27 protein-coding genes are annotated in these 24,581 nt (G+C 47.7%); 7 read left to right on the top strand and 20 right to left on the bottom strand.

What is annotated here, in order from left to right; genetic code table 11:
* The first annotated feature begins 154 nt into the window (after positions 1–154).
* Positions 155–988 carry a siderophore-interacting protein gene (locus ACMHKJ_RS01255; protein WP_413491667.1) on the top strand — a complete coding sequence of 278 codons (834 nt, stop codon included), beginning with the start codon at positions 155–157 and terminating at the stop codon, positions 986–988.
* Positions 989–1,179: 191 nt separating this feature from the next.
* Here the strand turns inward: ACMHKJ_RS01255 and phoH are convergent, their stop codons facing one another.
* Positions 1,180–1,965, bottom strand: a complete 786-nt coding sequence (gene phoH, locus ACMHKJ_RS01250) for a phosphate starvation-inducible protein PhoH (protein ID WP_413491666.1) — start codon at positions 1,963–1,965, stop codon at positions 1,180–1,182.
* 427 nt (positions 1,966–2,392) lie between these two features.
* Complete coding sequence (locus tag ACMHKJ_RS01245; protein ID WP_413491665.1) at positions 2,393–3,397, bottom strand: endonuclease; 1,005 nt, start codon at positions 3,395–3,397, stop codon at positions 2,393–2,395.
* Positions 3,398–3,650: 253 nt separating this feature from the next.
* On the opposite strand from ACMHKJ_RS01245, the gene ACMHKJ_RS01240 reads away from it, so the two are divergent.
* Positions 3,651–3,824, top strand: a complete 174-nt coding sequence (locus tag ACMHKJ_RS01240; protein ID WP_166417015.1) for a hypothetical protein — start codon at positions 3,651–3,653, stop codon at positions 3,822–3,824.
* On the opposite strand, the gene ACMHKJ_RS01235 is transcribed toward ACMHKJ_RS01240, so the two are convergent.
* Together ACMHKJ_RS01235 and ACMHKJ_RS01230 are read right to left on the bottom strand one after the other, a co-directional pair.
* Positions 3,821–4,294 carry a threonine/serine exporter gene (locus ACMHKJ_RS01235; protein WP_413492094.1) on the bottom strand — a complete coding sequence of 158 codons (474 nt, stop codon included), beginning with the start codon at positions 4,292–4,294 and terminating at the stop codon, positions 3,821–3,823. The genes ACMHKJ_RS01240 and ACMHKJ_RS01235 overlap by 4 nt on opposite strands.
* Positions 4,294–5,082, bottom strand: coding sequence for a threonine/serine exporter family protein (locus tag ACMHKJ_RS01230; protein WP_413491664.1), 789 nt, complete (start codon positions 5,080–5,082; stop codon positions 4,294–4,296). Before ACMHKJ_RS01230 ends, ACMHKJ_RS01235 begins: the two co-directional genes overlap by 1 nt.
* Positions 5,083–5,216: 134 nt before the next feature.
* On the opposite strand from ACMHKJ_RS01230, the gene ACMHKJ_RS01225 reads away from it, so the two are divergent.
* Positions 5,217–5,936 (top strand): TetR/AcrR family transcriptional regulator, encoded by a 720-nt coding sequence (locus tag ACMHKJ_RS01225; protein WP_413491663.1) that lies wholly within the window; start codon positions 5,217–5,219, stop codon positions 5,934–5,936.
* A gap of 26 nt (positions 5,937–5,962) precedes the next feature.
* Here ACMHKJ_RS01225 and ACMHKJ_RS01220 read toward each other — a convergent pair whose 3' ends face one another.
* On the bottom strand, positions 5,963–6,373 hold the full coding sequence (locus ACMHKJ_RS01220) for a hypothetical protein (protein WP_413491662.1): 411 nt from the start codon (positions 6,371–6,373) through the stop codon (positions 5,963–5,965).
* Between the two features lie 278 nt (positions 6,374–6,651).
* Between ACMHKJ_RS01220 and ACMHKJ_RS01215 the strand changes: the two genes are divergently transcribed.
* Positions 6,652–6,945 carry a DUF5339 domain-containing protein gene (locus tag ACMHKJ_RS01215; protein WP_413491660.1) on the top strand — a complete coding sequence of 98 codons (294 nt, stop codon included), beginning with the start codon at positions 6,652–6,654 and terminating at the stop codon, positions 6,943–6,945.
* Between the two features lie 69 nt (positions 6,946–7,014).
* On the opposite strand, the gene ACMHKJ_RS01210 is transcribed toward ACMHKJ_RS01215, so the two are convergent.
* The 3 genes from ACMHKJ_RS01210 to ACMHKJ_RS01200 form a co-directional block, all read right to left on the bottom strand.
* A complete protein-coding gene (locus tag ACMHKJ_RS01210; RefSeq protein WP_413491659.1) occupies positions 7,015–7,452 on the bottom strand; it encodes a universal stress protein in 438 nt (145 codons plus the stop codon).
* 186 nt (positions 7,453–7,638) lie between these two features.
* Complete coding sequence (locus tag ACMHKJ_RS01205; protein WP_067362825.1) at positions 7,639–8,067, bottom strand: universal stress protein; 429 nt, start codon at positions 8,065–8,067, stop codon at positions 7,639–7,641.
* An 85-nt stretch (positions 8,068–8,152) separates the two neighbouring features.
* Entirely contained in the window at positions 8,153–9,019 is an 867-nt protein-coding gene (locus ACMHKJ_RS01200) for an NAD(P)H-hydrate dehydratase (protein WP_413491658.1), read from the bottom strand.
* Positions 9,020–9,298: 279 nt separating this feature from the next.
* On the opposite strand from ACMHKJ_RS01200, the gene ACMHKJ_RS01195 reads away from it, so the two are divergent.
* Positions 9,299–9,520, top strand: a complete 222-nt coding sequence (locus tag ACMHKJ_RS01195) for a DUF2594 family protein (protein WP_413491657.1) — start codon at positions 9,299–9,301, stop codon at positions 9,518–9,520.
* Between the two features lie 180 nt (positions 9,521–9,700).
* Here the strand turns inward: ACMHKJ_RS01195 and ACMHKJ_RS01190 are convergent, their stop codons facing one another.
* Positions 9,701–11,110 carry a DUF3999 domain-containing protein gene (locus ACMHKJ_RS01190; protein WP_413491656.1) on the bottom strand — a complete coding sequence of 470 codons (1,410 nt, stop codon included), beginning with the start codon at positions 11,108–11,110 and terminating at the stop codon, positions 9,701–9,703.
* A gap of 44 nt (positions 11,111–11,154) precedes the next feature.
* Entirely contained in the window at positions 11,155–13,875 is a 2,721-nt protein-coding gene (locus tag ACMHKJ_RS01185) for a DUF2339 domain-containing protein (RefSeq protein ID WP_413491655.1), read from the bottom strand.
* 745 nt (positions 13,876–14,620) lie between these two features.
* Here ACMHKJ_RS01185 and hemB point away from each other — a divergent pair.
* Positions 14,621–15,595: a porphobilinogen synthase gene (gene hemB / locus ACMHKJ_RS01180; RefSeq protein WP_413491654.1), complete on the top strand. Its 975-nt coding sequence runs from the start codon at positions 14,621–14,623 to the stop codon at positions 15,593–15,595.
* Positions 15,596–15,662: 67 nt separating this feature from the next.
* Here the strand turns inward: hemB and ACMHKJ_RS01175 are convergent, their stop codons facing one another.
* The 9 genes from ACMHKJ_RS01175 to ftnA form a co-directional block, all read right to left on the bottom strand.
* Positions 15,663–16,013, bottom strand: coding sequence for a DUF488 domain-containing protein (locus ACMHKJ_RS01175; protein ID WP_413491653.1), 351 nt, complete (start codon positions 16,011–16,013; stop codon positions 15,663–15,665).
* Entirely contained in the window at positions 16,010–16,528 is a 519-nt protein-coding gene (locus ACMHKJ_RS01170) for a methylated-DNA--[protein]-cysteine S-methyltransferase (protein ID WP_413491652.1), read from the bottom strand. The genes ACMHKJ_RS01175 and ACMHKJ_RS01170 overlap by 4 nt, the downstream gene beginning before the upstream one ends.
* Before the next feature lie 520 nt (positions 16,529–17,048).
* Positions 17,049–19,094 carry a carboxy terminal-processing peptidase gene (prc, locus tag ACMHKJ_RS01165; protein WP_413491651.1) on the bottom strand — a complete coding sequence of 682 codons (2,046 nt, stop codon included), beginning with the start codon at positions 19,092–19,094 and terminating at the stop codon, positions 17,049–17,051.
* An 18-nt stretch (positions 19,095–19,112) separates the two neighbouring features.
* A complete protein-coding gene (gene proQ, locus ACMHKJ_RS01160) occupies positions 19,113–19,808 on the bottom strand; it encodes an RNA chaperone ProQ (RefSeq protein ID WP_413491650.1) in 696 nt (231 codons plus the stop codon).
* Between the two features lie 95 nt (positions 19,809–19,903).
* Positions 19,904–20,401 (bottom strand): GAF domain-containing protein, encoded by a 498-nt coding sequence (locus tag ACMHKJ_RS01155; RefSeq protein WP_413491649.1) that lies wholly within the window; start codon positions 20,399–20,401, stop codon positions 19,904–19,906.
* Between the two features lie 572 nt (positions 20,402–20,973).
* A complete protein-coding gene (locus ACMHKJ_RS01150) occupies positions 20,974–21,324 on the bottom strand; it encodes a YebY family protein (protein WP_413491648.1) in 351 nt (116 codons plus the stop codon).
* Positions 21,325–21,350: 26 nt separating this feature from the next.
* Positions 21,351–22,250, bottom strand: coding sequence for a copper homeostasis membrane protein CopD (gene copD, locus ACMHKJ_RS01145; RefSeq protein ID WP_413491647.1), 900 nt, complete (start codon positions 22,248–22,250; stop codon positions 21,351–21,353).
* A 7-nt stretch (positions 22,251–22,257) separates the two neighbouring features.
* Positions 22,258–22,644, bottom strand: a complete 387-nt coding sequence (gene copC, locus ACMHKJ_RS01140) for a copper homeostasis periplasmic binding protein CopC (protein WP_067364723.1) — start codon at positions 22,642–22,644, stop codon at positions 22,258–22,260.
* Positions 22,645–22,860: 216 nt separating this feature from the next.
* Complete coding sequence (ftnA, locus tag ACMHKJ_RS01135) at positions 22,861–23,367, bottom strand: non-heme ferritin (RefSeq protein WP_413491645.1); 507 nt, start codon at positions 23,365–23,367, stop codon at positions 22,861–22,863.
* A gap of 272 nt (positions 23,368–23,639) precedes the next feature.
* Here ftnA and ACMHKJ_RS01130 point away from each other — a divergent pair, with 272 nt between their 5' ends.
* Positions 23,640–23,873: a DNA polymerase III subunit theta gene (locus tag ACMHKJ_RS01130; RefSeq protein WP_413491644.1), complete on the top strand. Its 234-nt coding sequence runs from the start codon at positions 23,640–23,642 to the stop codon at positions 23,871–23,873.
* A gap of 322 nt (positions 23,874–24,195) precedes the next feature.
* Here ACMHKJ_RS01130 and yebF read toward each other — a convergent pair whose 3' ends face one another.
* Positions 24,196–24,579: a protein YebF gene (gene yebF / locus ACMHKJ_RS01125; RefSeq protein ID WP_413491643.1), complete on the bottom strand. Its 384-nt coding sequence runs from the start codon at positions 24,577–24,579 to the stop codon at positions 24,196–24,198.
* Positions 24,580–24,581: the final 2 nt, after the last annotated feature.

The following is a 24,581-nucleotide window of genomic DNA, read 5'->3' as shown; positions in this document are numbered from 1 at the left end:
CTGTCTTTCAGTCGCATTGCCCGGCACACCACGCCCCTCGTGGTGTGCCTTTTTTAAATGGCTTTGTTGATAATGATTAGCATTCGTTAAAATACCTGCTAAACTCCGCTAAACAGATATAACTAAATAAGATAATTCATAACGGAGAATCCGCATGAGCCGGGATAAAAAAGAAAAAAACATCTACCGCCCTGCACCACCACGTCTGGTTCAGGTGAAATCTTATACTGATGTCACGCCCAATCTGCGCCGTATCACCTTTACATCTGAGACGATGAATACTTATCCGTCAGGCTGTGAAGGCGGTCATCTGAAGCTGTTTATTGCCAAAGATGCACCGAATGCGCCTTTGCTGCCGGTTTTATCAGATAAAGGCCCTGTCTGGCCGGAAGGTAAAGAGCGCCCGATAGCCCGTACTTACACTGTGCGCGCCATCCGTCCTGAACTGAAAGAGATAGAGATTGAATTTGCCCTGCATGATGATGCCGGTCCGGCGATAGATTTTGCTAAAAACGCCAAACCGGGCGATTACATCGGTATTACCAACCCGGGCGGACCTGATCCGCTGTTGCCGGTGGCAAAACACTATTATATGGCGGGTGATTTAACGGCACTGCCGGCGATTGCTGCACTGCTGGAAAAAATGCCTGCTGATGCGCAGGGAAATGTGGCAGTCCGTATTGATCATGACGACGATAAACAAACGCTGAATAAACCTGCGGGAATGACTGTTCACTGGGTAACCGGCGGCACAGAAAAAACAGATGAGATAACCGCACTGTTTAAAAGCTGGGCGGTAACAGATGTGACTGACTGCACGTTCTGGATTGCAGGAGAAGATTCCATGGTGAAAGATCTGCGCCACTATGTCCGCCGTGAGCTGGGCGGTGAGCATAATCAGATGTATGCGATCCCGTACTGGCGCTTTGGTTATAATGAAGAGGGTTATCATCATCAGCGCCATGATGTGATGGATGCCGACGATTAATAACGATTAATCGCAAAAAAACAGCGGCTCACAACGGCCGCTGTTTTATACCCTTATTCATTCAAACTGCAGGTTCGTTGGCCGCACTCAGCCCGCCGGGTCACATACTGATGTATGTTCCCCGGCGGTCGGAGCTTGCCGCCTGCCTGCATCCTGAATGACGTTGGGTATATATTCTTGTCGTGAATTTATCAGTTATAAGCCTGTAATGCCCGCAGACACAGTGATGAGCGCACACAGTCATCCTGCGTAAATGACACCACTGACACCATTTCATCATCACTGAAACGGCGCAGTACATCTGCCAGCCCTGACGGCACATTGCCCGGTAAATCACACTGGCTGACATCCCCGTTGACAATGACTGTCACATTTTCACCCATCCGGGTCAGGAACATTTTCATTTGTGTGACAGTGACATTCTGTGCCTCATCGAGGATCACCACCGCATTTTCAAATGTCCGCCCCCGCATGTAAGCAAACGGAGCAATCTCCACCTTGCCTATCTCCGGACGCAGGCAATATTGCAGAAATGATGCGCCCATCCGTTTCACCAGAATGTCATATACCGGTCTGAAATACGGTGCAAATTTATCACTCATGTCACCGGGCAGAAATCCCAGATCTTCTTCTGCCTGTAACACCGGACGGGTCACAATTATCCGCTCAATTTCTTTATTAATCAGGGCATCCGCCGCAAGCGCGGTACTGATAAAAGTTTTGCCGCACCCCGCCTCACCGTTGGCAATAATAAGCTGTTTACGGGCTATCGCCTGAATGTATTTATCCTGCGCATCGTTGCGGGGTAAAACAGTGCTGTGATCCCGTTTTTCCCGCGCCATACCGATGGCTTCCACACCGCCCGCCGGGATAAATACCGCCACATTATCATCACTGAATCGCCCCCTGCGGGACTCTTTCCGGGTCATTCGTTTTGCCTCTTTGCGTACTCTGACTACCGCTTTTTGTCTGCCCATAATCTTAATCCTGTTGAGTTATGATGACGGAGTAACTGAAACAGTGAGTTGGCAACCGGCGGCTTCCTCAGGCCATGAGTGAAAATCCGGATATAAAAAAACCGGTGATAAATTCCACCGGACATACTCTAAATAATTCGGGATGCCTGTAGGCGACAAGCGAAGGTAGACGGGGAGCATACATCAGTATGTGACCCGGCGGGCGTAGCGTAGTCAACACCCGGGCATCCTGAAGTATGACGAGTATATAGGGGGGTTATCACCGGCTGACACTGTCGTTCGTCTGTATTACGCATTCGTTATCCTCAGATGACAAACTAAAGCGAACACTAAACTGACTGTGTGACAATATAATGACAATGTTTTCTTTTTATCAATAAAAACCGCTGAAAATTAACATTTTTAATACAACTGCGTGTCGCAGACCTCAGCGCACCTTACAGTTTTTGGCTGCAATGTACCCCGCCGCTTCTGCTGAAATCGCATCCGGGAAATATTCACTGTTTTTGGCACTGACCCGGTTATAACCCGGACAATCCGGATGATGATAAATTTTGCTGTTACGATTACCACGGATCGTTTTATTTTCCGGTTTTTTCACCGGAGATGACGTCACTTTTACCGGTGTTACCTTCACAGGTGGCGCAGGCAGACGGGTGAAAATACCGTCCGCTGTATTGATATGACCCTGCTCCCAGCGGCGCTCACCGGTCACAAACGGGTTTGATTGCCCGGTCACCGCACTGATACGGCGATCGCGTTCACGCTCCCAGGCTGATGGCGGATAAGTTGCATCCCAGGTTATCAGGAGTTTCTGCTGCTGATCTGACATCGCCAGGTCATAGCGGTCATGCATATAGAACCAAACCCGGGCAACCTGTCCTTTGACCTCATCACGTGGTTCAAACACCCGCTGTTTAAAATCCACCCGGCTGGTACATTGCCCGTAGCTCTGAGTCCCCGCGCCGCGTGCCATGCTGTAACGGAAATTGCTGCGATCACCATTCACTTCACCAATAGATGGCGCAAGATTATGGAGATCGGCTTCCATCGCGCGGAATACCGGATCTTCGCTGATACAGTTTTTTCGTCCGCCCTGCTGCCAGCACTGGCGCTGATGTCCGAACACCCAGGCAGGTACAATGTGTTCCCACTCAATTCGTTCTGCGCGGGATTGCTGTGATCGCACCTGATAACCGCAACTGTTCAGATCTACCCTGCCGCCTGATTTTCCTGTCCACTCCCACTGACAGCCGCAATAGAGTGTTCCTTCGCCCTGCGGGTCACGGTTCTGATCATGATACACCTGCTCACGGGACACAATTTTCGCCTCATCAAACCGTTCAGGTGCAGCGGCAAACGCCGCGGGTAACATCAGAAATAATGTGAATAATGACAAACTAAATAACTTTAAAATACGCATATAAATCATACACCAACAGAATAATGAGGGAGGCAATTATGCCATGTCAGACACGGATAATCGCATCAGATTTGAGAATAACATCTCAATCCGCTGTTTATGGCGTATTTAGGGTGTTTTTTTACAGTATTGCCCTGACAAAAATTGTATATTCTGTGCCCTTTATACCCAACGTTATTCAGGATACAGGCTGGCTTCACGCCGCCAACGAACCTTCCGTTTGAATGAATACGGGTATATGTCAGGAATAAGGAGATACACGATGCATCCGTTGGTAGATAAAATGATAGCTGAGATAGTCGGAACTGCCCGTTCTCATAATGAAGAAGAAGTCGATGTTAGTGTACAGGAGAGTTACAACCGGGTGCAGATTCAGGTTAATATCGCAGAGAAACCGGTAATGGATATTATCCTGAACCTGAACCCTGTCACTTAGACGCGCGGACGCTTGCGGTAAAGCCACAACCCCGGTACTGATAAACCAATCGACAAGGCCCCGACAATAAACGCCGCCCGCAGAAAATTATTCACCAGCATCTCAAGCAATTCAGGCGTATAACCCGCCTGTGATAGTTTGACAACAGCCAGCATCGCCATATAAGCATTAATACCCGGAAACATCGGGATAATCGCCGCGACCGTAAATACTTTCGGATGAGCCAGCCACCAGCGTGACCACTGAATACCAATAATACCGACCAGTACCGATGCCCAGAACGTAGCAGTAACAATATCAAAATCAGCCGTCATCAGGATAAACCGGCTGCCATGACCAATCGCCCCCAGATAAGCACAATATTTCAGCGCACGTTTCGGTACATTAAAGACCATCGCAAAACCGACCGCAGGGATCGCCGCCAACAGCATGTCCTGCATCAGCGCGGCAAAAAAAGAGAGTACGGTCATCATATCCAGTCCCTCAGACTACCGAGCGTTATTGCCATAAAAATACCGATACAGGTTGCCAGGGTCAGCAGGCTCGCCATAGCCCAGCGCGCCAGCCCTGTATTCACATGCCCTTTAAACATATCCGCAACTGCATTAATCAGCGGAAAGCCCGGCACCAGCAGCAAAACACTCGCCGCCATTGCAATGCCCGATGTTGCCGTAAACAGCGGGAGCTTCAGCATAAGCCCTGCCACCATTGTGGCGGAAAAGGCAGTAAAACAGAAATTGATCAATGGATTCATGTGCCTGGCCGTCAGCACCTGACGAACATACATAGCACAACCACTGGCAACAAACGTAACACAGGCTCCGTCCCATCCGCCTTTGTTCAGTTTACAGAAACAGGCACAGGAGAGTGCGACCATCAAAACCATTATCCAGCGCGGGTAACGCAGAGGCTTAATATGCGAGAGTTTTTTCTGTACCCCTTTGCAATCCAGATGCCCGTGTTCGGCGAGGATCACAACATGCTGCACCTCTGTCACCACATGCATATTAATACCGCGATCCACCACTTTGCGCGTGGAGGTCATGCAGTGCCCGTTAATAATCGTCGTTAATACAATGGCATTCGCTGAAATTGCACAATCTACCTGCTCAGCCCCGAGTGCTCTGCCTGTGCGCACCGCCAGCTCTTCCACCAGCATACTTTCCGCGCCGTGCTGCAACAGCAATAGCCCACTCTCAATACATAACCGGGTGATGGTCCGCTGTGTATCGACTGAAATCTCTTTCCCCTGCCCCATAGTTTTACCGTTAGCCGTTGATGGTCTGACTTTCCCGCTATTCTAAATCTTTGTATTAACAACTCACTGGGTTTGATCAAGAGTTTGAACAATAATTTGACCAATAAACGATCACCTTTTGTATTATTGTCAGTATGGCAGCAAAGGCAGCTATTGAGCAATCCTCCCCGGCGTGGTTAAATCAGGGCTTATTATTACCACCGGAGCCTGTTTCTGTTATGTCATCATCCCCGTCACCATTAACCCCGAAAGGGCAGCGCCGCCGCCATGCTATCCTCACCGCCGCTGCTGATGTCTTTATTCTTCATGGCTACGAGGGAACGACTCTGGATATGATTATTGAACAGTCAGGCGGATCGCGCTCCACACTTTATACCTCGTTCGGGGGAAAAGAAGCCCTGTTTCTGGCGGTGATCGAGTACCTTATCTGCGGGATTTTTGAAGAAGAGAATGATACCCCGGATATTGCCCCGGAGCCGGAAGCACTGTTATACGACTGTGGCAGACGTTATCTGAACAGCATTGTTCATCCGCAATCACTCGGACTGTATCAGTTGATTCTTGCGGAATCCCAGCGCTTTCCGCAAATCAGTGAGCGCTTTTATCAGGCAGGACCTCAGCGGACATCACAGCAATTAGCTGCCCGGCTGAAAGCTGTCCCCGGGATAGACGCATCTCAGGAGATATTACAGGCTGTCGCCGCGCGTTTTCTGGAAATGCTGAAAGCAGATCTTTATCTGCCGGTATTCAGTCAGCGCCATGAAAAACCCACTGCCGGATTTATTGAAAAACAGCTACCGTTATCCGTTGAGATAACAGCCTGTTATATCCATCACCGCCTGACCTGCCAATAAGCAGCGGTGACAATCAGTATCTGCGTTCAACCATTCAGTTCAGCGGCTTTTTCGCGTGCGGTACGCAGGTCGTCTGCAACAACAACCGGCACACCATAAATAGCGGATGCCATCGGCGCAAATTGTTCCAGTGCCGCTTTATCCTGTGCATCCGGGTTAACGGTCAGGATCATTGCCCGGCAATACTCTGTCATTTTGTCCTTTCCGGTTTTTAACCAGCGGCGGACATATTTGCGGGCATCCATATCCTCCTGAGTCTCCGGTTTTTCCTGTGCGTCTTTCGGCGGATAAATCAGTGAAAAAGCAGACTGTTTTTCCAGCAACACATCCAGCTCTTTAACCCACTGCTCTGTTTGTGCCATATTTTCCGGGAATGAAAGCATAGTAACTACCGGGAATTCGCTGATATCCATGTGAATAAAGGTAAACTCTGACATAAAAACTCCGAATCTTGTTTTGTATTTATGGGTACAGTATTCACCGATTGATAGCATGTCAACAAATAAGAATGATTTTCACTTTCATTCGCACGAATTATCCGGATTTTCCTGTTACACCTTCCTTTTCCATCCACTGCGTAATTATGTGGTTTTTACTTAAAATCTACGTAATTGTGCTGACATTCATATTATTCTTATATATAAGACAGGATAATTCAGGGCATAGTGACTAATTATTCATACTTGCCCACCCTACCTACAATATAAGGCTTATAATGAAAAAACTGACGTTAATTTCCCTGGGATGTCTGTTTTCTTTGACCGCATTTGCGGCAAATGCAAGCAACGTGTGTGATGAATACTTCACCGATATAGACGATATGGTGAAACTCGCAGAGCAGGACGCGAAAGGTAATGCTGATGCCACCGCACAGGTGAATGCAATGAAACAACAGCTTGAAACAGCCAAAACACAGATCCAATCTGTCCCGCAGGAAACACAGGATATGGCATGTCAGCAAGGGCTGGATGCATTAAAGGAATTCAAAGCCGCAGCAGATAAACAGTAATTATCCCTGTTCTGTTGTATTGAAAGAGGTCCGCAGCGGACCTCTTTCTATTTTGTATTTAAGATACGGTCAGCGCACAACCAACACCGAAATCGGTGCATGCGCCACAATTCCTGATGCGGTAGAGCCAAGCAAATGTGTGGAAATGCTAGGGTGGCGGGAACCGATAACAATAAGATCAGCATTTATCTCTTTTGCTTTCGCAAGGACTTTATCCCGTGGTGTGCCGTAATCAACAAAATAGCTCACCTGCTCCGCAGGCAAATCAATTTTGTCTGCAATTACTTTTAATTCTTCTTTTGAACGCTCAACGGCTTTATCTGCAAATGAACTCAGGAGTTCATAGTGATAATTATAACTTATTGAAAATTTAGAAATATCAGGCACAGAATGAAATAACATCAGCTTTGCCTGCGACATCTTTGCCAGATATACCGCGTGTTTAAGCCCGTTACTGGTCAATACATCTTCTGTCACATCAATAGGAACTAATATCATTTTATACATACCATCCCTCATTATTGATTAATGTGTATCTGATTTAAGTATAGATGGCATCGGACAATTAGCCGTGTCCGCTATCATATTTCTGATAAACAGTGCTTATTTGCGGGTGGTACTTAAACAGAAGGGGAAAACATATCCGGTGATAATATGTTTATCACCGGATAACAATATCAGCAGATAGTGATATCAGCGGACAACCATAACAGAAACCGGCGCGTAACGAACCACACCACCGGCGGTTGAGCCTAATAAATGAGTAGAGATATTCGGGCGGCGGGAGCCTATAACAATAATATCGGCATTAACCTCTTCAGCTGCCTGAATAATTTCATCCCGCGGAGAGCCGAAGGTAATCGTATACGCCAGACGCTCAGCCGGCAGATCAATTGAATCCATCAGCATACGTATATCTTCTTCCGCTTTAATTGTCGCTTTATCTTTTATTTCCATATAACCCAGCGCATACGCATTAATAATCGCGGATGAAATAGGCAGGACATGGACAATATGAAGCTTTGCCCCTGTTTCTTTTGCCAGATAAAGTGCATGGCGGACAGCTTTACTGGTTAATTCTTCTTCTGAGATATCAACCGGAACTAAAATTATATTATACATACTGCCTCCTGATGCGGGTCATGCGATATACCACCACTATAGTAAATTTCACTGAAAATATCTGTGAGATTGATACCGTTACCTCTTATTTTTCCGGGATTATCTCAGCCTGCAAAATCAGCCGGTTACGGATAAGCCTGACATAATCAATTATTTCATGAGCCGTTAATCCGACCGGACCCATTCCGGCTGCCACACATTCATCTGCAGCCGCGCCATGAAGCCAGACACCGCCGCAGACAGCTTCCTGCACAGGTAATTTTTGTGCCAGCAGGCTGCCGATAATCCCTGACAACACATCCCCGCTGCCCGCTGTGGCTAATCCGCTGTTACCGCTGTAATTACACCATAATGCGCCATCCGGGGATGCCACCAGGCTGCGGTGTCCTTTCAGAACCACCCAACAGCGGTATTGTGACGCGAGTGTCTGTGCCGCTGTCGCCCGGTCTGACTGAATATCAGTCACTGTTGTATGTAAAAGGCGGGCAGCCTCCTGCGGGTGCGGGGTTATCACACAGTTGCCATGCAGAGTTGTGCCGGGAAGCCCGGCCAGAATAGTCAGCGCGTCAGCATCCAGAAGCAGTGGTTTATCCGTTACCAAAAATGCGTCCTGCGCCAGTTGATAGCTTTGTGCATTCAGTCCCAGACCGGGACCGGTCACCATTGCGGTGACCGGCAGAGAATCCATCGGGTCACCTGCCGTTCTCAGCATCAGCTCCGGTGCATTTTCAATAAACGCCTGCGGCAATTGCGGCTGATTAAAACGAAGAATGACTTTACCACAGCCACTTTTCAGTGCTGCACATCCGGCAAGAATAATGGCACCGCTCATGCCCTGCGCACCACCGGTGATAGCCAGCGTGCCAAATGTACCTTTATGACTGTCTGCGGCGCGCGGTGTTTTCAGCGCCGGGCAATGACTGATTATCGTATTGATATCAATGTGGTTCATATTATTAACCTTACCTCCGGACACGGATTATTATTTCTGTATATACCCTTATTCATTCAAACTGCAGGTTCGTTGGCTGCTGTCAGCTAGCCGGGTCACATACTGATGTATGCTCCCCGTCTAACTTCCCTTGCCGCCTGCCTGCATCTTGAATGACGTTGGGTATATTCATCATCATAATGAGTAAATCAAAAAGAAAGTAGGGTAGTAACGGTCATTTCTGGTATTCTTTGCCGCTGATATATCGGGACAGATAAAATAAAACGGTTGAGGTTAACCATGAATAACGCATTTAAAACTGAAAACGAAATTGAAACATTAGCGGCGGAAGTCACCTGTTTAAAAGCGCTGGTAACATATTTACTGAAAGCGGTAGGTCAGGCTGATGCCGGCCGGATTATCGTTAATATGGAACGTCAGATCAGTGAGATTGATGATGAGCATTTATCTGAGACGTTTAAAAATACTATCGCTCAGATTAAAACGGTCTACCGGAAATAATTCTGCTGCCTGGCAATAAATGCGATTCATTCGTAATGCAACGAATCGCTAAAGAGAGGAAGAGGTATTTTTGTTACTATAAATTTCCTGTACTAAATACCCTTCCTTTTATTTTTTGATTTATTCCGCACGCTGTTATGCAACGTGCGGATTTTTTTATCTTCTGATCTGCGTCAGCAGTCACATCTGTGAGGGTTTAATCTCTTTCAGTAACCGGACAGCAAATAATCCGAGCACGGCAACACCCGCGACCAGCACTCCCCATAATAGCCAGGTTTTCCAGGCAAACGGCGGTGCCGCCGGTGGAGCCGGACGGAGTTTTTCTTCCCCTCCCAGCGTTCTGAGCTGGTCTGATACCGTTGCAGACGGCAACTCCGCCTGGCTTTTCAGGGTATTTTCCGGCAGCATCTGTGAAAGTGGCATAAATACCGGTTCCGCATTATAAGCGCCCCACGCCAGAAGATACGGCTCGGTTCCCTGTGCATTAAATGTCAGATACTGCGCATATTTTATACCTGTCACCTTCGGAGGCTGATCACGCCAGCTACTGTTAATTGCAGTCAGACGCAACTGCCGGACAAGCTGATCATTGAGCATGATATTGGCATTGTGGCTTTCCGCGCCGTTATCATCCAGCGAAAACAGCACCTGATTTGCCAGCGGCAGCCATTTGCCGTCCGTTTCTGTCCGGTACTCAATCCGCACCGGCAGTACGGTATTTTGCTGTGCAATATTAATATCCAGCCGGTTCAGATACTGACTATTCGGCAAACTGTAAATCGCCGCCCCGTCAGGTGCGGCACTCTGTTCAAACATAAAACGATTCACGTCCCGGCGCTCAACGGTCTGTAATCCGGTACCTTCTGCTTTCGTAATAACCGGCGGTGTCTGCCCGTTATCCCCGGTAACGGAGAGCAGCCAGTACGGCGCTTTTCTTTCTGATGCACTGACCGATGACGGGATCATTATTTGCTGAGCCAGTAAGGTATCTGTGCCGGATGTCAGATCCATCAGAGGGATATCACGGGCCACCGGTGACCAGTTTTGTTTATCATCACTGCGGTAGAGAGTCGCTGTTGCCTGCATATTTCCGGTCTGCGCCGGCCAGGTCAGACTGACCTCACGCAGCGGCAGTGCCAACGGCTGATGATTGTCCGGCACCAGCAGATACGTCGCCGTTGCCGGGCGCAGCAGAGTCCCGGCATTGTCATTGTAAATAGTCAGTTCTGTGCCGTTATCCGCTTTCAGGCGAATTTTACGATCGTCATCACTTCCCTGCGCGCGGGTCTGTGAGAGCGGGTAAATAATAAACCGGACTCTGATTGTTTCATCCGTTGTCTGTTTTGCCGACGTCAGTGCCACCGGAACAGAATGACCGGTGTTATCAAACACACGGATATCCCGCAGATCAGGCCGGGCACTATTCAGATAAACATTCTCCGGCACGGTCAGCCGGTAGAATGGTGCATTGCCACCCTGCAAAACCAGTTCCGCACCCTGATTGAAATCATTCAGGGTCAATGTCTTCGCCGGTGTTTCTGCCCGGGACAATGACGTCACTGATGCCAGAAACGCAGTCAGGATCATCATACCGCCGCGCCATCTGCGATGATTTCTTGCATAATTCCCTGAATTCATCCTTTATGTTCCTTGTTGTTATAGTTGCCTGTCGCCACTTTCGGCGGTAACGGGGAGAAATACCCCACAACCAGGATAAGCAGCGCAACACCAATAAACGCAATTGCGCGGGCAAGCCCGCTGCTCTGATTCATATCAATGACAAAAAGCTTAATTATCACCACCGTCAGCGTAATCGCACCCGCCAGCCACAAGTAACGTTTATGGTAACGGGTGGCACTTATCATCAGGATCACGGCGGTCAGCGCCCAGATAATCGCCAGTGTGGTCTGAATAAACCGGGACTGAATCAGCGCCTGTGATGTCCATGCCGTACCATCGACAAATGCCAGCGCGCGTATAAGTATCCCGTTAGCCCACCAGATACCCAGCGCAATAATGGTAAAGCCCAGCCACCGGACAATATCGGCCCGGTAACGGACTTTCGGTCGTGTCCGGATAAGCGCATTGCGAAAACTCCATAACGCTGCGATACCGAATAGCCCGGCCTCATCCAGCGGATTAAGCAGCGGAATGTAAGTCCAGAGAGATAACTGACCATCCTGAATATTCCCGCTGATAAGCATAATGACAAGTATGACCACCAGCGGATACAGGCTCTGCCAGTAAAGCGCGGCATGTTTGTCCATCGGCGGCAGCGGAAGGTGCTGCAATATGTAAAGCGTAAAAATGATGCCGCAGATTGCCAGCAGATTAATAAAATAGATCCATTCATCCATGCCCCATGGCAGGCGGTTATCTATCCACAATACTTCTGCCAGCAGCAGACCGATCAGCGTCCAGAGGGTCGCACCGTGCACCAGATTACGGACAATCTGCGGAACATTTTCCGGCAGAAGACGAATAAAGTTCACCATACTCGCAATAATCAGCAACCAGATAAAACTGCCATGCACAGAGCCCATTGGATGATTATCGATGCCAATGTCACCGATGATAGTCAGAAGACTGAGTGACCACAGGAAGCCGATGCAGTAATACAATTGAGTCCACTGCACTCTGCGGGCAAGGAAATACCAGCTCCAGACAGAAATGACCAGTCCGGTAAGCAGGTATTCCTGCGGCGACAGGAAATTTCCCGCCGGTGACAGCCACGGCAGCATCCATAACCACAATCCCCAGACTATCATTGCCAGAACAAGTAACAGAACCGAAACGGACTTACTGCCGGAAAGTAACCGGTAATGATGATGCAGCGCCCCTGCTGTCAGCAATCCTGCCCACTGAAAGATGTACATCCACATACTTTGCTGTGACCAGTATATGAAATCCATGCTGTACAAAAGGGAAGCAAAACCAAACAAGACCAATCCTGTTCCGCTCAGGACAGAAACCCGTTGTTTTTGCAGGCAGGCAAACCACAGGATAGCCAGCCCTTCAATGGTCCAGACAACCGATGTCCACTGTGCCGATAATGCCAGCGGAACGGCAAGAGAAATAAACCCGGTGCTCAGCAGTAAAAAACCGAGTGAGAGACGATGCCCTGATTCCCGGAAACGGCGCAGGCTGATAACCGTCAGCACCATATAGATCAGACCAAAGCTCAGCGAGGAAATAGCGGTTCCGAGGTAAAATGGCAGTGTAATCGCGTATTGCAACGAAAATGCCAGGATCGGTGGCGCAAACAGTAAAACGGAATCCACCGTCAGTTGTTTGCGATCCCCGTCAGTCTTCATATGGAGCCGGGCATACTGCTGAGTCATCAGACCATACAGGATCAGGTTCAGAATAATAAAAATCTGGCAGCTCAGATAGTATTCCGGCTGGTAACTGTTTACCCCCCAGGCAACCCCGATAACAAAGGTAAATGCAAAACCGATAATATTGAGCAACCGCCAGCCCTGCCAGTGGTTCATCACCAGAATGGATACGGAAAGCATCAGATAATAAGAGAATAGTGCTATATAGTTTCCGCTGCCGGTTGAAAGCAATACCGGTGCGGCGTAACCCCCGATCACGGCAAGAACCGCCAGACTGACTGCCCGCTGCACCACAGCAAAAAAGACAGATGCCATGCAGATAATCACCATCAGTAAGAGCGCAAAAACAGGCGGCAGGAACTGATACAGTTTATAGGCTGCGAAAATAGTAATATAGAAAGCGCCCAGACTGCCGCCCTGAACTACCAGGCTGTAGAGTCTGTTTTTATCGCGTACACGCCAGGCGGCGATAAACAGCACCACAGACAGCGCTCCTGCACCTATCAGTCTGAACTCCGGCGTCAGCATATTGTTTTCAATACTGAATTTCAGCAGATACGAGAGTCCGACAAACAGCAGCAAAATGCCGACTTTTGCCAGCACATTGCCGTTGAGCAACCACTGTATAATATTTGCAGCGGGATTATTCCGCTCCTGAATATCACCGGTATTTCCGTCATAAACAGGTGGACGATTAACCGGTTCCGCTGTTTTTATTGCGGCAATCGGTGCAGGGATTGCAACCGGCGGAGCTTTCACTGTCACCGCCTGCATTGAATACGGCGCAGGCGCAGGTTCTGCCCGGACAACAACGGTTTCTGTTTCAATGTCTGTTTCCGGCACCGGCTCACCGGAAAGGTAGCCTTTAAGTGCTCTGCGCAGTTCTTCCGTTTCTGCGGTCAGGTCACCCACTTTGTCTTTCAGTTCAGCTGTGCGTCGTAATGCCGTATACGCCATAAACGGTGTAACGATAATGATGGCCAGCAATACAAAACCCCAGAAGAGTAATGAATCCATATTTATCCTGTTTGTCAGCCGCCGGTACACAGCGCAGATAACATTTGATTTCAGTTAAGTACCATTCTGCCTGTTTTACTGATGAAAATCCCGCTGAGCAATGCGTTATTTAACAAATGCAATAAAATCCTGCAATCCACCGTTAATCCGATGTGAAAACACAATCGGACAAAGTCCGGCATCTGTTTCACACTTATTTTAATCAAAATTCATTTTTACGGACTTTAAATGTTGACTGCAGTCACAAAAACGGGCAATTTTTAGATATAGATCACAACAACACAAGGATATTTGCCATGCGATTTTTTGCCCGCTTCTTAAAAGAATTAGACAAGGTTACTGCGTCCTTCTGTGTGGTCGCATTTTATCGTAATCGTCTCTGAGTCAGCTTCTTAGTTGTATTCATAGACACCGGACCGGTTAAAATCAAATTTACGTTTAAATGTTAAATTTTATTTGCAATGAAGATTGACATACATCAATCAAATGTTAAAGTAACCGCATCGCATTGTAAAAACGCAATAATAAGAACGCAATTATGTTACCTGCAATAAAAAATATCAGACGTTTTATCTCAGAGCTGAATAAAATCGCCCGTATTATATTCTGAAGATAAACCAACATGACATTTAAGGCTCCCGTCGCGGAGCCTTATTTTTTTCTCTCCGCACCCCATCCGGTACCGAAAGGTTTATACTGATTGCATATTTTTTGCGAACAATGCGAACAAGGAGCTATTGTCGTTATGCAACATGACATCCAACGTCTGAGAAGAATTCGCCAGACCCCGCAGATGCGTGATCTGTTCCGGGAAACCTCACTAAGCCTCAATGACCTGGCATTACCGATTTTTGTCGAAGAAGGTGCCGACGACTATAAAGCTATCGCCAGTATGCCGGGCGTGATGCGCATTCCGGAAAAACGCCTGGCGTATGAAATAGAACGGATAGCGAAAGCCGGGATCAAATCAGTGATGACGTTTGGTGTGTCACATCACCTTGATGCCACCGGCAGCGATGCCTGGTCGGAAAACGGGCTCGTCGCTCGTATGTCCCGCATCTGCAAAGAAACCGTCCCTGAAATGGTGGTGATGTCTGATACCTGTTTCTGTGAATACACCAGCCACGGACACTGCGGTGTGGTGCATGACGGTGTTGTCGATAATGACGAAACATTGCATAACCTGGGCTTACAGGCGGTTATTGCCGCACAGGCCGGAGCTGATTTTATTGCGCCATCTGCGGCGCAGGACGGGCAAGTCCGTGCGATCCGCTTCGCGCTGGATGCCGCCGGTTTCCATAATACCGGCATTGTTTCTTATTCGACAAAATTTGCCTCTGCCCTTTACGGCCCGTTCCGGGATGCTGCCGGTTCCTGTCTGAAAGGCGACCGAAAAACCTATCAAATGGACCCGATGAACCGCCGCGAAGCTATCCGCGAATCACTTACCGATGAGCAGGAAGGTGCGGATATGCTGATGGTTAAACCAGCGGGGGCTTATCTTGATATCCTGCGTGATGTGCGTGAGCGTTCAAATCTGCCGTTGTCGGCCTATCAGGTGAGCGGCGAATACGCCATGATCAAACTGGCCGCACAGGCCGGAGCTATTGATGAAGAACGCGTTGTACTGGAAACGCTGGGGTCAATTAAACGCGCCGGTGCTGATTTGATTTTCAGTTATTTCGCCCTGAGTCTCGCAGAGAACAAGATCCTGAGCTGATTGTTTAAAATATCGTATTTACTGAAAAATCCCGGTTTGCCGGGATTTTTTTTGGCTGTGGCGCGTCCTATGATAATTTTTCTTCCAAAAATGTCTTCAGTACCTTTGCCTGATTATGTTCCTTATCTTTTGCAGCAAACAGTAACGTCAGATTACCCTGCCCCGCTTTTACCACTAACGGCCGCCAGAATTCAGGCCTCTCTTCCAACGCTTGCCGGTAACGTCGCTCAAATTCGGCGAATTTATCCGTATTAGCATGAAACCACTGGCGCAGTTCTGTCTCAGGTGCGACCTCTTTATTCCATTCGTCATAATGCAGGTCTGTTTTTTTTATCCCTCTCGGCCACAGGCGGTCAACAAGAACCCGGTAACCATCACTCTCAGTAACCTCATCATAAACCCGTTTACAGAAAATCATGACGCAACTCCTTTATACTGTTTTTCATGTGCCAGCAACCAGGCTTTACGCGCCGTTCCTCCCGCATAGCCGGTCAGTTCGCCATTTTTACCGGTGATACGGTGACACGGCACCAGTATTGATACCGGGTTCATTCCATTTGCCCGCCCCACAGCCCTGACAGCCTGCGGGCAGGATAATATTTCCGCCAGCCCGCTGTACGTCTGCGTACTGCCGAAGGGGATACATTGTAATTGTGCCCAGACCTGTTGCTGAAAGGATGTACCGGGTAACACCAACGGCACAGTGAAACGGGCTAATTTACCCGCAAAATAGTTCTGCAACTCGGTATTGAGTAAAGTAAGATGCGGGTGGCTTCCTTCCGATACCGGCAGGTTTAGTCGTCGCGTCACCAGCGAAAACGTATCTTCCCGTCTGTTGTCCTCAAAAAACTCCAGAAAACAAATACCGTGCTCTGTGGCAGCCGCAGACATATTGCCCAATGGCGTATTGAATTTTGTACGAATTATCACCATGGCTCCCTAAGCTAACCAGTGTACGCTGGTAGCTGTACTGTTTTATTTACAAAGTGGACAGTTTTTGAGTTAAAATTGATTTAATTGTGTTCAACTTCTTTTGAGCAAAAACTTGATTGAACTCACACTAATGAGTAAAGTGCGTCTCAGAGATACAGCGCTGACTCATTGACTGTATCAGCTTATACCCTTACTCATTCAAACTACAGGTTCGTTGGCTACATCCTGAATGACGTTGGGTATATATTGTGAATATAAATATTACTCACCTGAATATTAAACATTATTTTTTAAAATAATGGAGGAATTGTTATGGCTAAATTAATCAAATCTACAAAAACAACTTTCGATCGTATTACTAATGCTGTTATGACAATTTCTGTACCGCGCTTCTTTTAATCTGCGATACGATTGCCGGTGCTGCCTGATACGCAATGGTATCTGTGTATGCAGCACAAAAAAAATCGACAGCCTGTAAGCTGTCGATTTTTTTATATCTGATAATCAGATGGGAAACAGATTATTGTGCGCTCTTCGTAATATCCGGTATTTTTGCTAAATCTGCAGCAATTTTAACGGTTTCATCAAGATAAGCATCAGGTCCTTCATAATCTTTCGGCAATGCCTCCAGATTCAGAATAGGTTTTTTACCTTCGCGCGCATAACGTTCGTTAATCCGCTTCAGCCGGGTCGCTTCCAGCTCTTTATCTTCTTTATCACGTTTAGCGTAATTCAGCGAAATAACATCCTGCGTTGCTTTATTGGCTTTATAGCGTTGCAGATCTTCATAGATATAACCAAATTCAGGATCTGTTTTCGTCCGTTCCTGATATTTCAGTGCCAGCTCCGGTACGGCTTTGCTGACCACATCGGCAGACTTGTACTCCGCAGGTGTAATACTGTCCCACGGCAACGCATTATCTTCAAAGCTTTCGCCGATATCATCATTATCATAGCCGGTCGGCATAATAATATCCGGTGTCACACCTTTACGCTGCGTACTACCGCCATTGATACGGTAAAATTTCTGGATAGTGTACTGAACGGAGCCTAAATCAGGCCACTCAGGACGCAGCATCTGATCATAAATCCGGCTGATCGGCCGGTGCTGCTGCACAGTACCTTTACCGAAGGTCGGTTCACCAACAATCAGGGCTCGTCCGTAATCCTGCATAGCTGCAGCAAAAATTTCAGAGGCCGAAGCACTAAATCTGTCAACCATGACCACCAGCGGACCTTTGTAGTAAATAACATCATCGGTATCCGCATCCTCACGGACACGACCATTGTTATCACGTACCTGAACCACCGGGCCACTGGTAATAAAGAGACCGGATAAATCCACCGCTTCTGTCAGTGCGCCACCGCCGTTACCGCGCAGGTCGATAATCACCGCATCCACTTTCTCTTTTGCCAGCTTCTGCAACTGCGTTTTGGTGTCATTGGTCAGACCGACATAAAAGCCCGGAATATTGAGAACCGCAACTTTCTGAGTACCGACCTGTTTAATGGTCATTTTAACAGCGCGGTCTTCCAGGCGGATCTGTTCGCGGGTCAGCGTCACAATACGTGGCTTCGCACCTTTGGTATCACCCAGGACTTCAAGGCGGACTTTACTGCCCTTCGCACCTTTGATTTGTGAAACAACATCGTCCAGCCGCCAGCCGACCACATCCACCATTGCTTTACCGGTCTGACCTACCGCGAGGATTTTATCCCCGACGGAAAGCTCTTTACTCTTGAGCGCAGGACCACCTGCGACCAATGAGTTGATCACTGTATAGTCGTCATCCATACGCAACACAGCACCGATCCCTTCAAGGGAAAGGCTCATTTCTGAGTTAAACTGCTCGGTATTACGCGGAGAAAGATAGCTGGTATGCGGGTCGATTTCACGTGCAAACGCCGTCATGATCAACTGGAATACATCTTCACTTTTCGTCTGAGTCAGACGTTTAAGCGCATAGGTATAGCGCTTTGTGAGTGTTTCTTTAATTTCTTTATCATCTTTGCCGGATAATTTCAGGCTCAGCCAGTCATATTTGACTTTGGCATCCCACAGATTATTCAGCTCAGCTTCTGTCTGCGGCCAGGGCGCTTTGCTTCGGTCCGTAGCAATAACATCGTCACCATCAAAATTCATCGGCTGCTTCAGACGGGCCAGCGCATATTCAAACCGCTCAAAGCGGCGCTTCTGCGACAAGTTAAACAGCTCATATAATGGCTGTAGCTCACCTTTCTGAAGGTAACTGCCGACCTGCGATTTATTTTTACTGAATGCGGCCACATCAGAGGCTAAAAATACATTATGACTGTAATCCAGTAAATTCAGGTAACGTTCAAGAATTTTTGCTGAAAACTCAGCATCCAACTGAAACTGACGGTAATGGGAATGCAGAAACCGTGAGGTCACACGCTCACTGACCGAAGAGTGTTCCGGGGCTTGCTGTGTATTCGGTAGCTGACTCAGTTTCACATCCGGCAATGCCGTTGTGCCGGTTTTGGCTATCGCGTTGCCGGTTAAACTAACTCCGATGAGCAACGCCAGGGGTAAAAATTTGTTCATGCCTTGGTTGACTCCGTATCAGAATTTTAAGTGTTCCGCACGTACGATCATTGCCAACCCTGAAGGTAGCTGAACACGTACACCATCTTTGGTGATTTCGAGGACCTGCGCATCCATAACGCCGGATCCTACCGTCACCTTCAGTTGCTGCCCCACAGTCAGGGCCTGAATATCCGTAATCGGAATCAGTGCAGGCTGAGGTTCTGCACGGGGCACGCGTGGTTTATTACGTGGCGCACTCCGGGTCTGTGGCGGCTGAGCAGTTCCGGTATTCGGCGCTTTAGGCTGATCCGGGTTATGACGGCGGGCGCTACCGGCGGCTTTATCAGCCGTACGCGGTTTTTTCTCACCGTTCTGCTCACGTTTTTGTGCACGCTGAGCCTGAACCCGCGCTTTGGCTTCCGTTAACTGAATACGGGCATGTTCAACATGTTCCGCTTCCAGTTCACCGCAATCGTTACCATCCAGATCAACACGTTTTGCTCCCTCTTTGACGCCATAAAGGTAACGCCAGCTGGAGGTGTACATCCGCAGCGCGGTACGTAACTGTGTTTTACTGATGCCGTCTTCTTCGGTGATACGACTAACGATATCGCGGAAGATGCCGATTTTCAGCGGGCGGGCTTCCCCTTCTGCTATAAAGCATTTCGGGAAGCGCTGAGCCAAAAATGAAATAATTTCTTTACTACTATTCAACTTGGGTTGATTTTCCATGAATTTTCCTGATTACAACGGGGCTTTGCCAACCAGTAGGCATGAACAGGCGACATTATAATAGTGTTGCAGACAAATGCTATGCTCCTGTGAGCCTAACTTGCGATCATTTCACGATATTTTGGCATAACGCACGTTGCCAGATGTGCGCAGAGCGCGTCATTCAAGGCTTTAAGGCCAATTTCATCATTATTATCAAAACGATTAAAAATCGGGCTGTCGATATCCAATACACCAATAATCAGATTATTTACACACAGAGGTAACACAATTTCTGATTTACTGGCTGAATCACACGCGATATGGCCGGCAAAATCGTGCACATCCTGTACACGGATTACCCGGGCTTCGGACACCGCCGTTCCGCAGACTCCCCGTCCGACAGGAATACGGACACACGCCACTTTTCCCTGAAAGGGACCTAATACCAGAGTTTCACCCTGTAAAAGATAAAATCCCGCCCAGTTTACGTTATCCAGCTCGTCAAAAAGCACGGCACTGACATTAGACAGTGTCGCTATCACATCTTTTTCATCGCTGATAAGCGAGGTTAAACGGCGGGTCAAATCCTGATAAAACGCAATTTTATTCATGTACCACACTATATTACGGATTAATATACCAGCTAAGATAATGGTTAATTTATATCAAATTACGGGGCGACCCTATAGGAATATTACAAATCCTTTCGTAATTAAGGAAAAAAGCGGGAAAAGTGCATTATATGCACTACATAATTCAGGACGCAGGCAGACCGCAAGAGAAGACAGACAGGGGATACGGATAAACTATATGACCCGGCGGGCTGAGCACAGTCAACACCCGGGCATTCTGAAGTATAACGGGTATAAAAAAGAGACCGGATAAAGTCCGCTATCCGGTCCAGGGAAAAAGGCTCTCAGCGAGCCATGCGCTAAAATTGCCATTGAAAATATCTTACAACCTACATAATTAAGATTAGCTGATTTATTTACATATACAATGTATTTGTTTATCAAATCATTAACATGTATCTAATTTAAATAGCTTATATTTCAGTGGATTAATTAATAACCTGATATTAATCGTTAAATTTCATAACTAATACCCAACGTCATTCAGGATGCAGGCTGGCTTCACGCCGCCAACGAACCTGCAGGTTGAATGAATAAAGGTATAATATCGGTTATTTTTCACCGCACAGTGCCTCAGCAGCTTCAATGACAGGGGTAATATCCATCTGTTTTTCCGCATCATCCGGCCGCTTTAATACAATAACGGAGAGATCTGTCACCTTTATTTTTTGCGACTTCGCCTGCTCGGCTGCCACATCATTGAGCGGATAAGACATCAGCGTCGACGGATTGATGACCCACAGCGCATGGCCTTCACGGCAATTGATCATGACTTCTTCCCGGGTAAAGGGCCAGTTTTCACCAAACTGAAATTTACTGATGGTCTTCAGTGGTGCGGCCTGCGCCGCACCAACAAGTAAAAGGGGAATTAACGTCAGTGCTTTCATTATATTATGTCTCATCTGTCTGCCGGTATGCAGCCCGCTTATCACGCAGGCTGGTAGGTTGCAAAAATTGCCACCATTAAAATGGCAAGTGTGCCGAGAATTATCTCAACCCAGCAGTTAATCATCAACAGGCGAAAGCGCCCTGATTGTGCTATTTTCGGGACAATGATATAGCGGTTAATCACTGCCAGTACCACCATAATCAGTACCAGGGAGATTTTCAGCCACAGCAGTGCCTGATAATCACTGCCGCTGAAATGTGGCCAGTCCGGTAGTAACAACACCGTACTGATAAGTCCGGTCGCCAGCACCAGAAAAACCGCAACATGCCCCCAATTTGAAAACCGGATCAGTGTGGCAGTCACTTCTTTCGGTAAACCATCGGCAAGGGAAGCACGGCGCAGAAGTATCAGCAGGCAGACCAGAAACGGCCACAAACCGCCGAACCAGTATGCCGCGCTCAGCAGATGAATAACCTGTGTTATCTGATGAAACCGCCCTGCCCAGCCGCTGTGGAGTACCCCGTGCCCGGTAAAGGCATGCAGTGACAACATCACGGCGGCACACAGCAGAAACAGAAAACTCTGTTTTCGTCCTGACGGTAAAAACAATCCTGCTGTCAGAATGGCAGCAAACACCAGTTGCCAGCGCCAGACCTCCCCGAACGCCGTAGAAAGCACAGCAAGGATAATATCCGGATCCCGCATATCAGCCCAGCCATCCCCCATCAGTGCGCCCTGAAGCAGCAGCCATAATACGGTTGTCAGAGCAGTGAAAACCACTGCCGCACAGGCCGTATTATGTAACCGCGCACGCAACAGCACCGCAACGCGATCAGATGCCGGTAGTACCGAAAAAAGACCGCATCCGGCTGACAGCATAAGAGAGACAAAATGAATGAAGCGGCAGATAACCAGCAACGCTTCAGGTGTCAGAGTCATTGCGCTGTTATTTCACAGTAAACTGATAGTTACCGTTGGTTTTATGACCATCAACAGAAACCACTTTCCAGTCAACATGGTACAGACCCGCAGGCAGGGTTTCCGGCAACGGCAGAATAAGCTGAGTGTCATTGTGTTCGTTCAGAGCCAGCTTACCGGTGGCAACGGCGTTATTTTGCGCATCTTTTACACTGATTTTACTGAATTTCAGTTCGATTCCTTCGGAGAAATCCAGTGCAATATGCTCAGGTGCTTTCGCAACTGATGTATCCGCCGCCGGTTCAAGTGCTTTAATATGTGCATGAGCCAGCGCCTGTTGGCCGGATAAACCGACAAACAGAACAACAATTGCAGAGAGTTTGCGCCATTGCGCGGTCAGGGTGGTTAACATAATGGTATGCCTCATTTTTTTGCAGGTGATGTAATTATGAGGAACATACTAGCGTAACCGGCAGTCTTGCGGAAATCATCAAAACAAAAAGCGTTTTTTTTGTGATCAGTGCCACAAATAAAAACCACACAGTTATCAGTTAATTATGATAATTGTGTGGTTATACTCTTATTCATTCAACCTGCAGGTTCGTTGGCTGCATCCTGAATGATAAACAAATCAGCAGGCTGACGGCTCAACGGCCATACGTGCCAAATCTTTATCCAGCAGGAACAGTGATTTTCCGCTGTCACCCACCATTGCGAATTTATCCAGAACAGATTTGAATAATTTCTCTTCTTCATGCTGCTCAGACACATACCATTGCAGGAAGTTAAAGGTGGAATAATCTTGTGACGTCAGCGCAACATGAGCCAGTTTGTTAATTTCCTGTGTGATTAATTTTTCATGTTCCAGGGTCTGCTCAAAAATTTCACTGACAGATTTGAATTCTGACGGCGGCGCCTGAACCGTTCCCAGCAGCGGCAGTGCGCCGGTGTCACTGAGGTAATTAAACAGGCGGTGCATATGCTCCATTTCTTCGGCAGCATGAGCTTTCAGGAACGCCGCAGCGCCTTCGTAGCCTTTATCCGCGCACCATGCACTCATCTGTAAATATAAGTTTGAAGAATAGAATTCCAGATTCAGCTGGGCATTCAGTTGTTTAATCATATCCGGTTTTAACATAGCAAACTCCTGTGCGGTCGTTTATTTCATCATCTGCGGTCATTATGCACACTCCCACAGGGAAGAAAAGCGCTATTTAATATATTCACAACATATTGAAAATAAAATGATTTTGTAAAGATAATCAGAATAAATCGCATTCTCTTTCTGCCGGTTCGGCCGCCGTATTATTTCAGGATATTTTCCGGCAAAAACGTCCGCTCTTGCAGATCCGGTGCAACTCGATTAACGTTATACCCTCACCATACACTCACCAAAAACAGGAGCACATTGTGGGTTATAATCTGGCAACACTCAGCCATGAAGAAATGGACAAAATTAATGTGGATCTGGCGGCATCCGGCGTAGCATTTAAAGAGCGCTATAATATGCCGGTGATTGCAGAACAGGTACAACAGACGCAACCTGAAATACTGCGTCCGTATTTTGCTGAACGCCTGGTATTCTACCGTGCGCGGAGTATGCATTTCTCCCGCCTGCCGTATGAGCCGAATAGTAAGCGATAAGGGCCCGCCTCAACGCGCCCTCTGATACCCTTATTCATTCAAACTGCAGGTTCGTTGGCTGCACTCAGCCAGCCGGGTCACATACTGATGTATGCTCCCCGTCTATCTTCTCTTGTCGCCTGCCTGCATTCTGAATGACGTTGGGGATATAACCTTATTCATTCAAACTGCAGGTTCGTTAGCTGCGCTCAGCCAGCCGGGTCACATACTGATGTATGCTCCCCGTCTGTCTTCCCTTGTCGCCTTCCGGCATCCTGAATGACGTTGGGGATATACTCTTTTAGAGTATATCTGCACTAATATTTGCTATTTGGGCTACCTGCTACTTTGGCAGGCCGTATGTCATTGTTTGTGCAGCACAATTAATATCGACAATATAACTGAGCTGTTTTTTCGAGCCACGCACTGTCAGTGGCACACTGTAATTGCCGTCTTTTTCAGTCACGTCAGCGGTATTCACCCACGCAACCGGTTTGCTGCCCAGCAGTGCTTTATCATCCTGCCAGCGGGTATAGCGGTTTTGCACAAAGTCATACTTAACCTGTGCTGCAACCTGATCTTTTGTCAGTGAATCACACGTCGGAAATGTCACCATGCGCTGATTTTCAACAACCATTTTTACCGGTGTCTGCGCACTTACCGTAAACGCCAGCAGTATACCGGCACCTGATAATCCGATGCGGGTACACAGATTGATTACGTTCATAA

Origin of the sequence: Morganella psychrotolerans, assembly GCF_965118875.1 — a bacterium.
GTDB lineage: Bacteria > Pseudomonadota > Gammaproteobacteria > Enterobacterales > Enterobacteriaceae > Morganella > Morganella psychrotolerans_C.
The sequence above is the reverse complement of the archived record's forward strand: the minus strand, read 5'-3'. Positions and strand labels throughout refer to the sequence as shown.

Coding starts and splice junctions, on each gene's coding strand:
- ACMHKJ_RS01255 (WP_413491667.1), top strand. CDS start 155: ATGAGCCGGGATAAAAAAGAAAAAAACATCTACCGCCCTGCACCACCA.
- phoH (WP_413491666.1), bottom strand. CDS start 1,965: ATGGGCAGACAAAAAGCGGTAGTCAGAGTACGCAAAGAGGCAAAACGA.
- ACMHKJ_RS01245 (WP_413491665.1), bottom strand. CDS start 3,397: ATGATTTATATGCGTATTTTAAAGTTATTTAGTTTGTCATTATTCACA.
- ACMHKJ_RS01240 (WP_166417015.1), top strand. CDS start 3,651: ATGCATCCGTTGGTAGATAAAATGATAGCTGAGATAGTCGGAACTGCC.
- ACMHKJ_RS01235 (WP_413492094.1), bottom strand. CDS start 4,294: ATGACCGTACTCTCTTTTTTTGCCGCGCTGATGCAGGACATGCTGTTG.
- ACMHKJ_RS01230 (WP_413491664.1), bottom strand. CDS start 5,082: ATGGGGCAGGGGAAAGAGATTTCAGTCGATACACAGCGGACCATCACC.
- ACMHKJ_RS01225 (WP_413491663.1), top strand. CDS start 5,217: ATGGCAGCAAAGGCAGCTATTGAGCAATCCTCCCCGGCGTGGTTAAAT.
- ACMHKJ_RS01220 (WP_413491662.1), bottom strand. CDS start 6,373: ATGTCAGAGTTTACCTTTATTCACATGGATATCAGCGAATTCCCGGTA.
- ACMHKJ_RS01215 (WP_413491660.1), top strand. CDS start 6,652: ATGAAAAAACTGACGTTAATTTCCCTGGGATGTCTGTTTTCTTTGACC.
- ACMHKJ_RS01210 (WP_413491659.1), bottom strand. CDS start 7,452: ATGTATAAAATGATATTAGTTCCTATTGATGTGACAGAAGATGTATTG.
- ACMHKJ_RS01205 (WP_067362825.1), bottom strand. CDS start 8,067: ATGTATAATATAATTTTAGTTCCGGTTGATATCTCAGAAGAAGAATTA.
- ACMHKJ_RS01200 (WP_413491658.1), bottom strand. CDS start 9,019: ATGAACCACATTGATATCAATACGATAATCAGTCATTGCCCGGCGCTG.
- ACMHKJ_RS01195 (WP_413491657.1), top strand. CDS start 9,299: ATGAATAACGCATTTAAAACTGAAAACGAAATTGAAACATTAGCGGCG.
- ACMHKJ_RS01190 (WP_413491656.1), bottom strand. CDS start 11,110: ATGATGATCCTGACTGCGTTTCTGGCATCAGTGACGTCATTGTCCCGG.
- ACMHKJ_RS01185 (WP_413491655.1), bottom strand. CDS start 13,875: ATGGATTCATTACTCTTCTGGGGTTTTGTATTGCTGGCCATCATTATC.
- hemB (WP_413491654.1), top strand. CDS start 14,621: ATGCAACATGACATCCAACGTCTGAGAAGAATTCGCCAGACCCCGCAG.
- ACMHKJ_RS01175 (WP_413491653.1), bottom strand. CDS start 16,013: ATGATTTTCTGTAAACGGGTTTATGATGAGGTTACTGAGAGTGATGGT.
- ACMHKJ_RS01170 (WP_413491652.1), bottom strand. CDS start 16,528: ATGGTGATAATTCGTACAAAATTCAATACGCCATTGGGCAATATGTCT.
- prc (WP_413491651.1), bottom strand. CDS start 19,094: ATGAACAAATTTTTACCCCTGGCGTTGCTCATCGGAGTTAGTTTAACC.
- proQ (WP_413491650.1), bottom strand. CDS start 19,808: ATGGAAAATCAACCCAAGTTGAATAGTAGTAAAGAAATTATTTCATTT.
- ACMHKJ_RS01155 (WP_413491649.1), bottom strand. CDS start 20,401: ATGAATAAAATTGCGTTTTATCAGGATTTGACCCGCCGTTTAACCTCG.
- ACMHKJ_RS01150 (WP_413491648.1), bottom strand. CDS start 21,324: ATGAGACATAATATAATGAAAGCACTGACGTTAATTCCCCTTTTACTT.
- copD (WP_413491647.1), bottom strand. CDS start 22,250: ATGACTCTGACACCTGAAGCGTTGCTGGTTATCTGCCGCTTCATTCAT.
- ftnA (WP_413491645.1), bottom strand. CDS start 23,367: ATGTTAAAACCGGATATGATTAAACAACTGAATGCCCAGCTGAATCTG.
- yebF (WP_413491643.1), bottom strand. CDS start 24,579: ATGAACGTAATCAATCTGTGTACCCGCATCGGATTATCAGGTGCCGGT.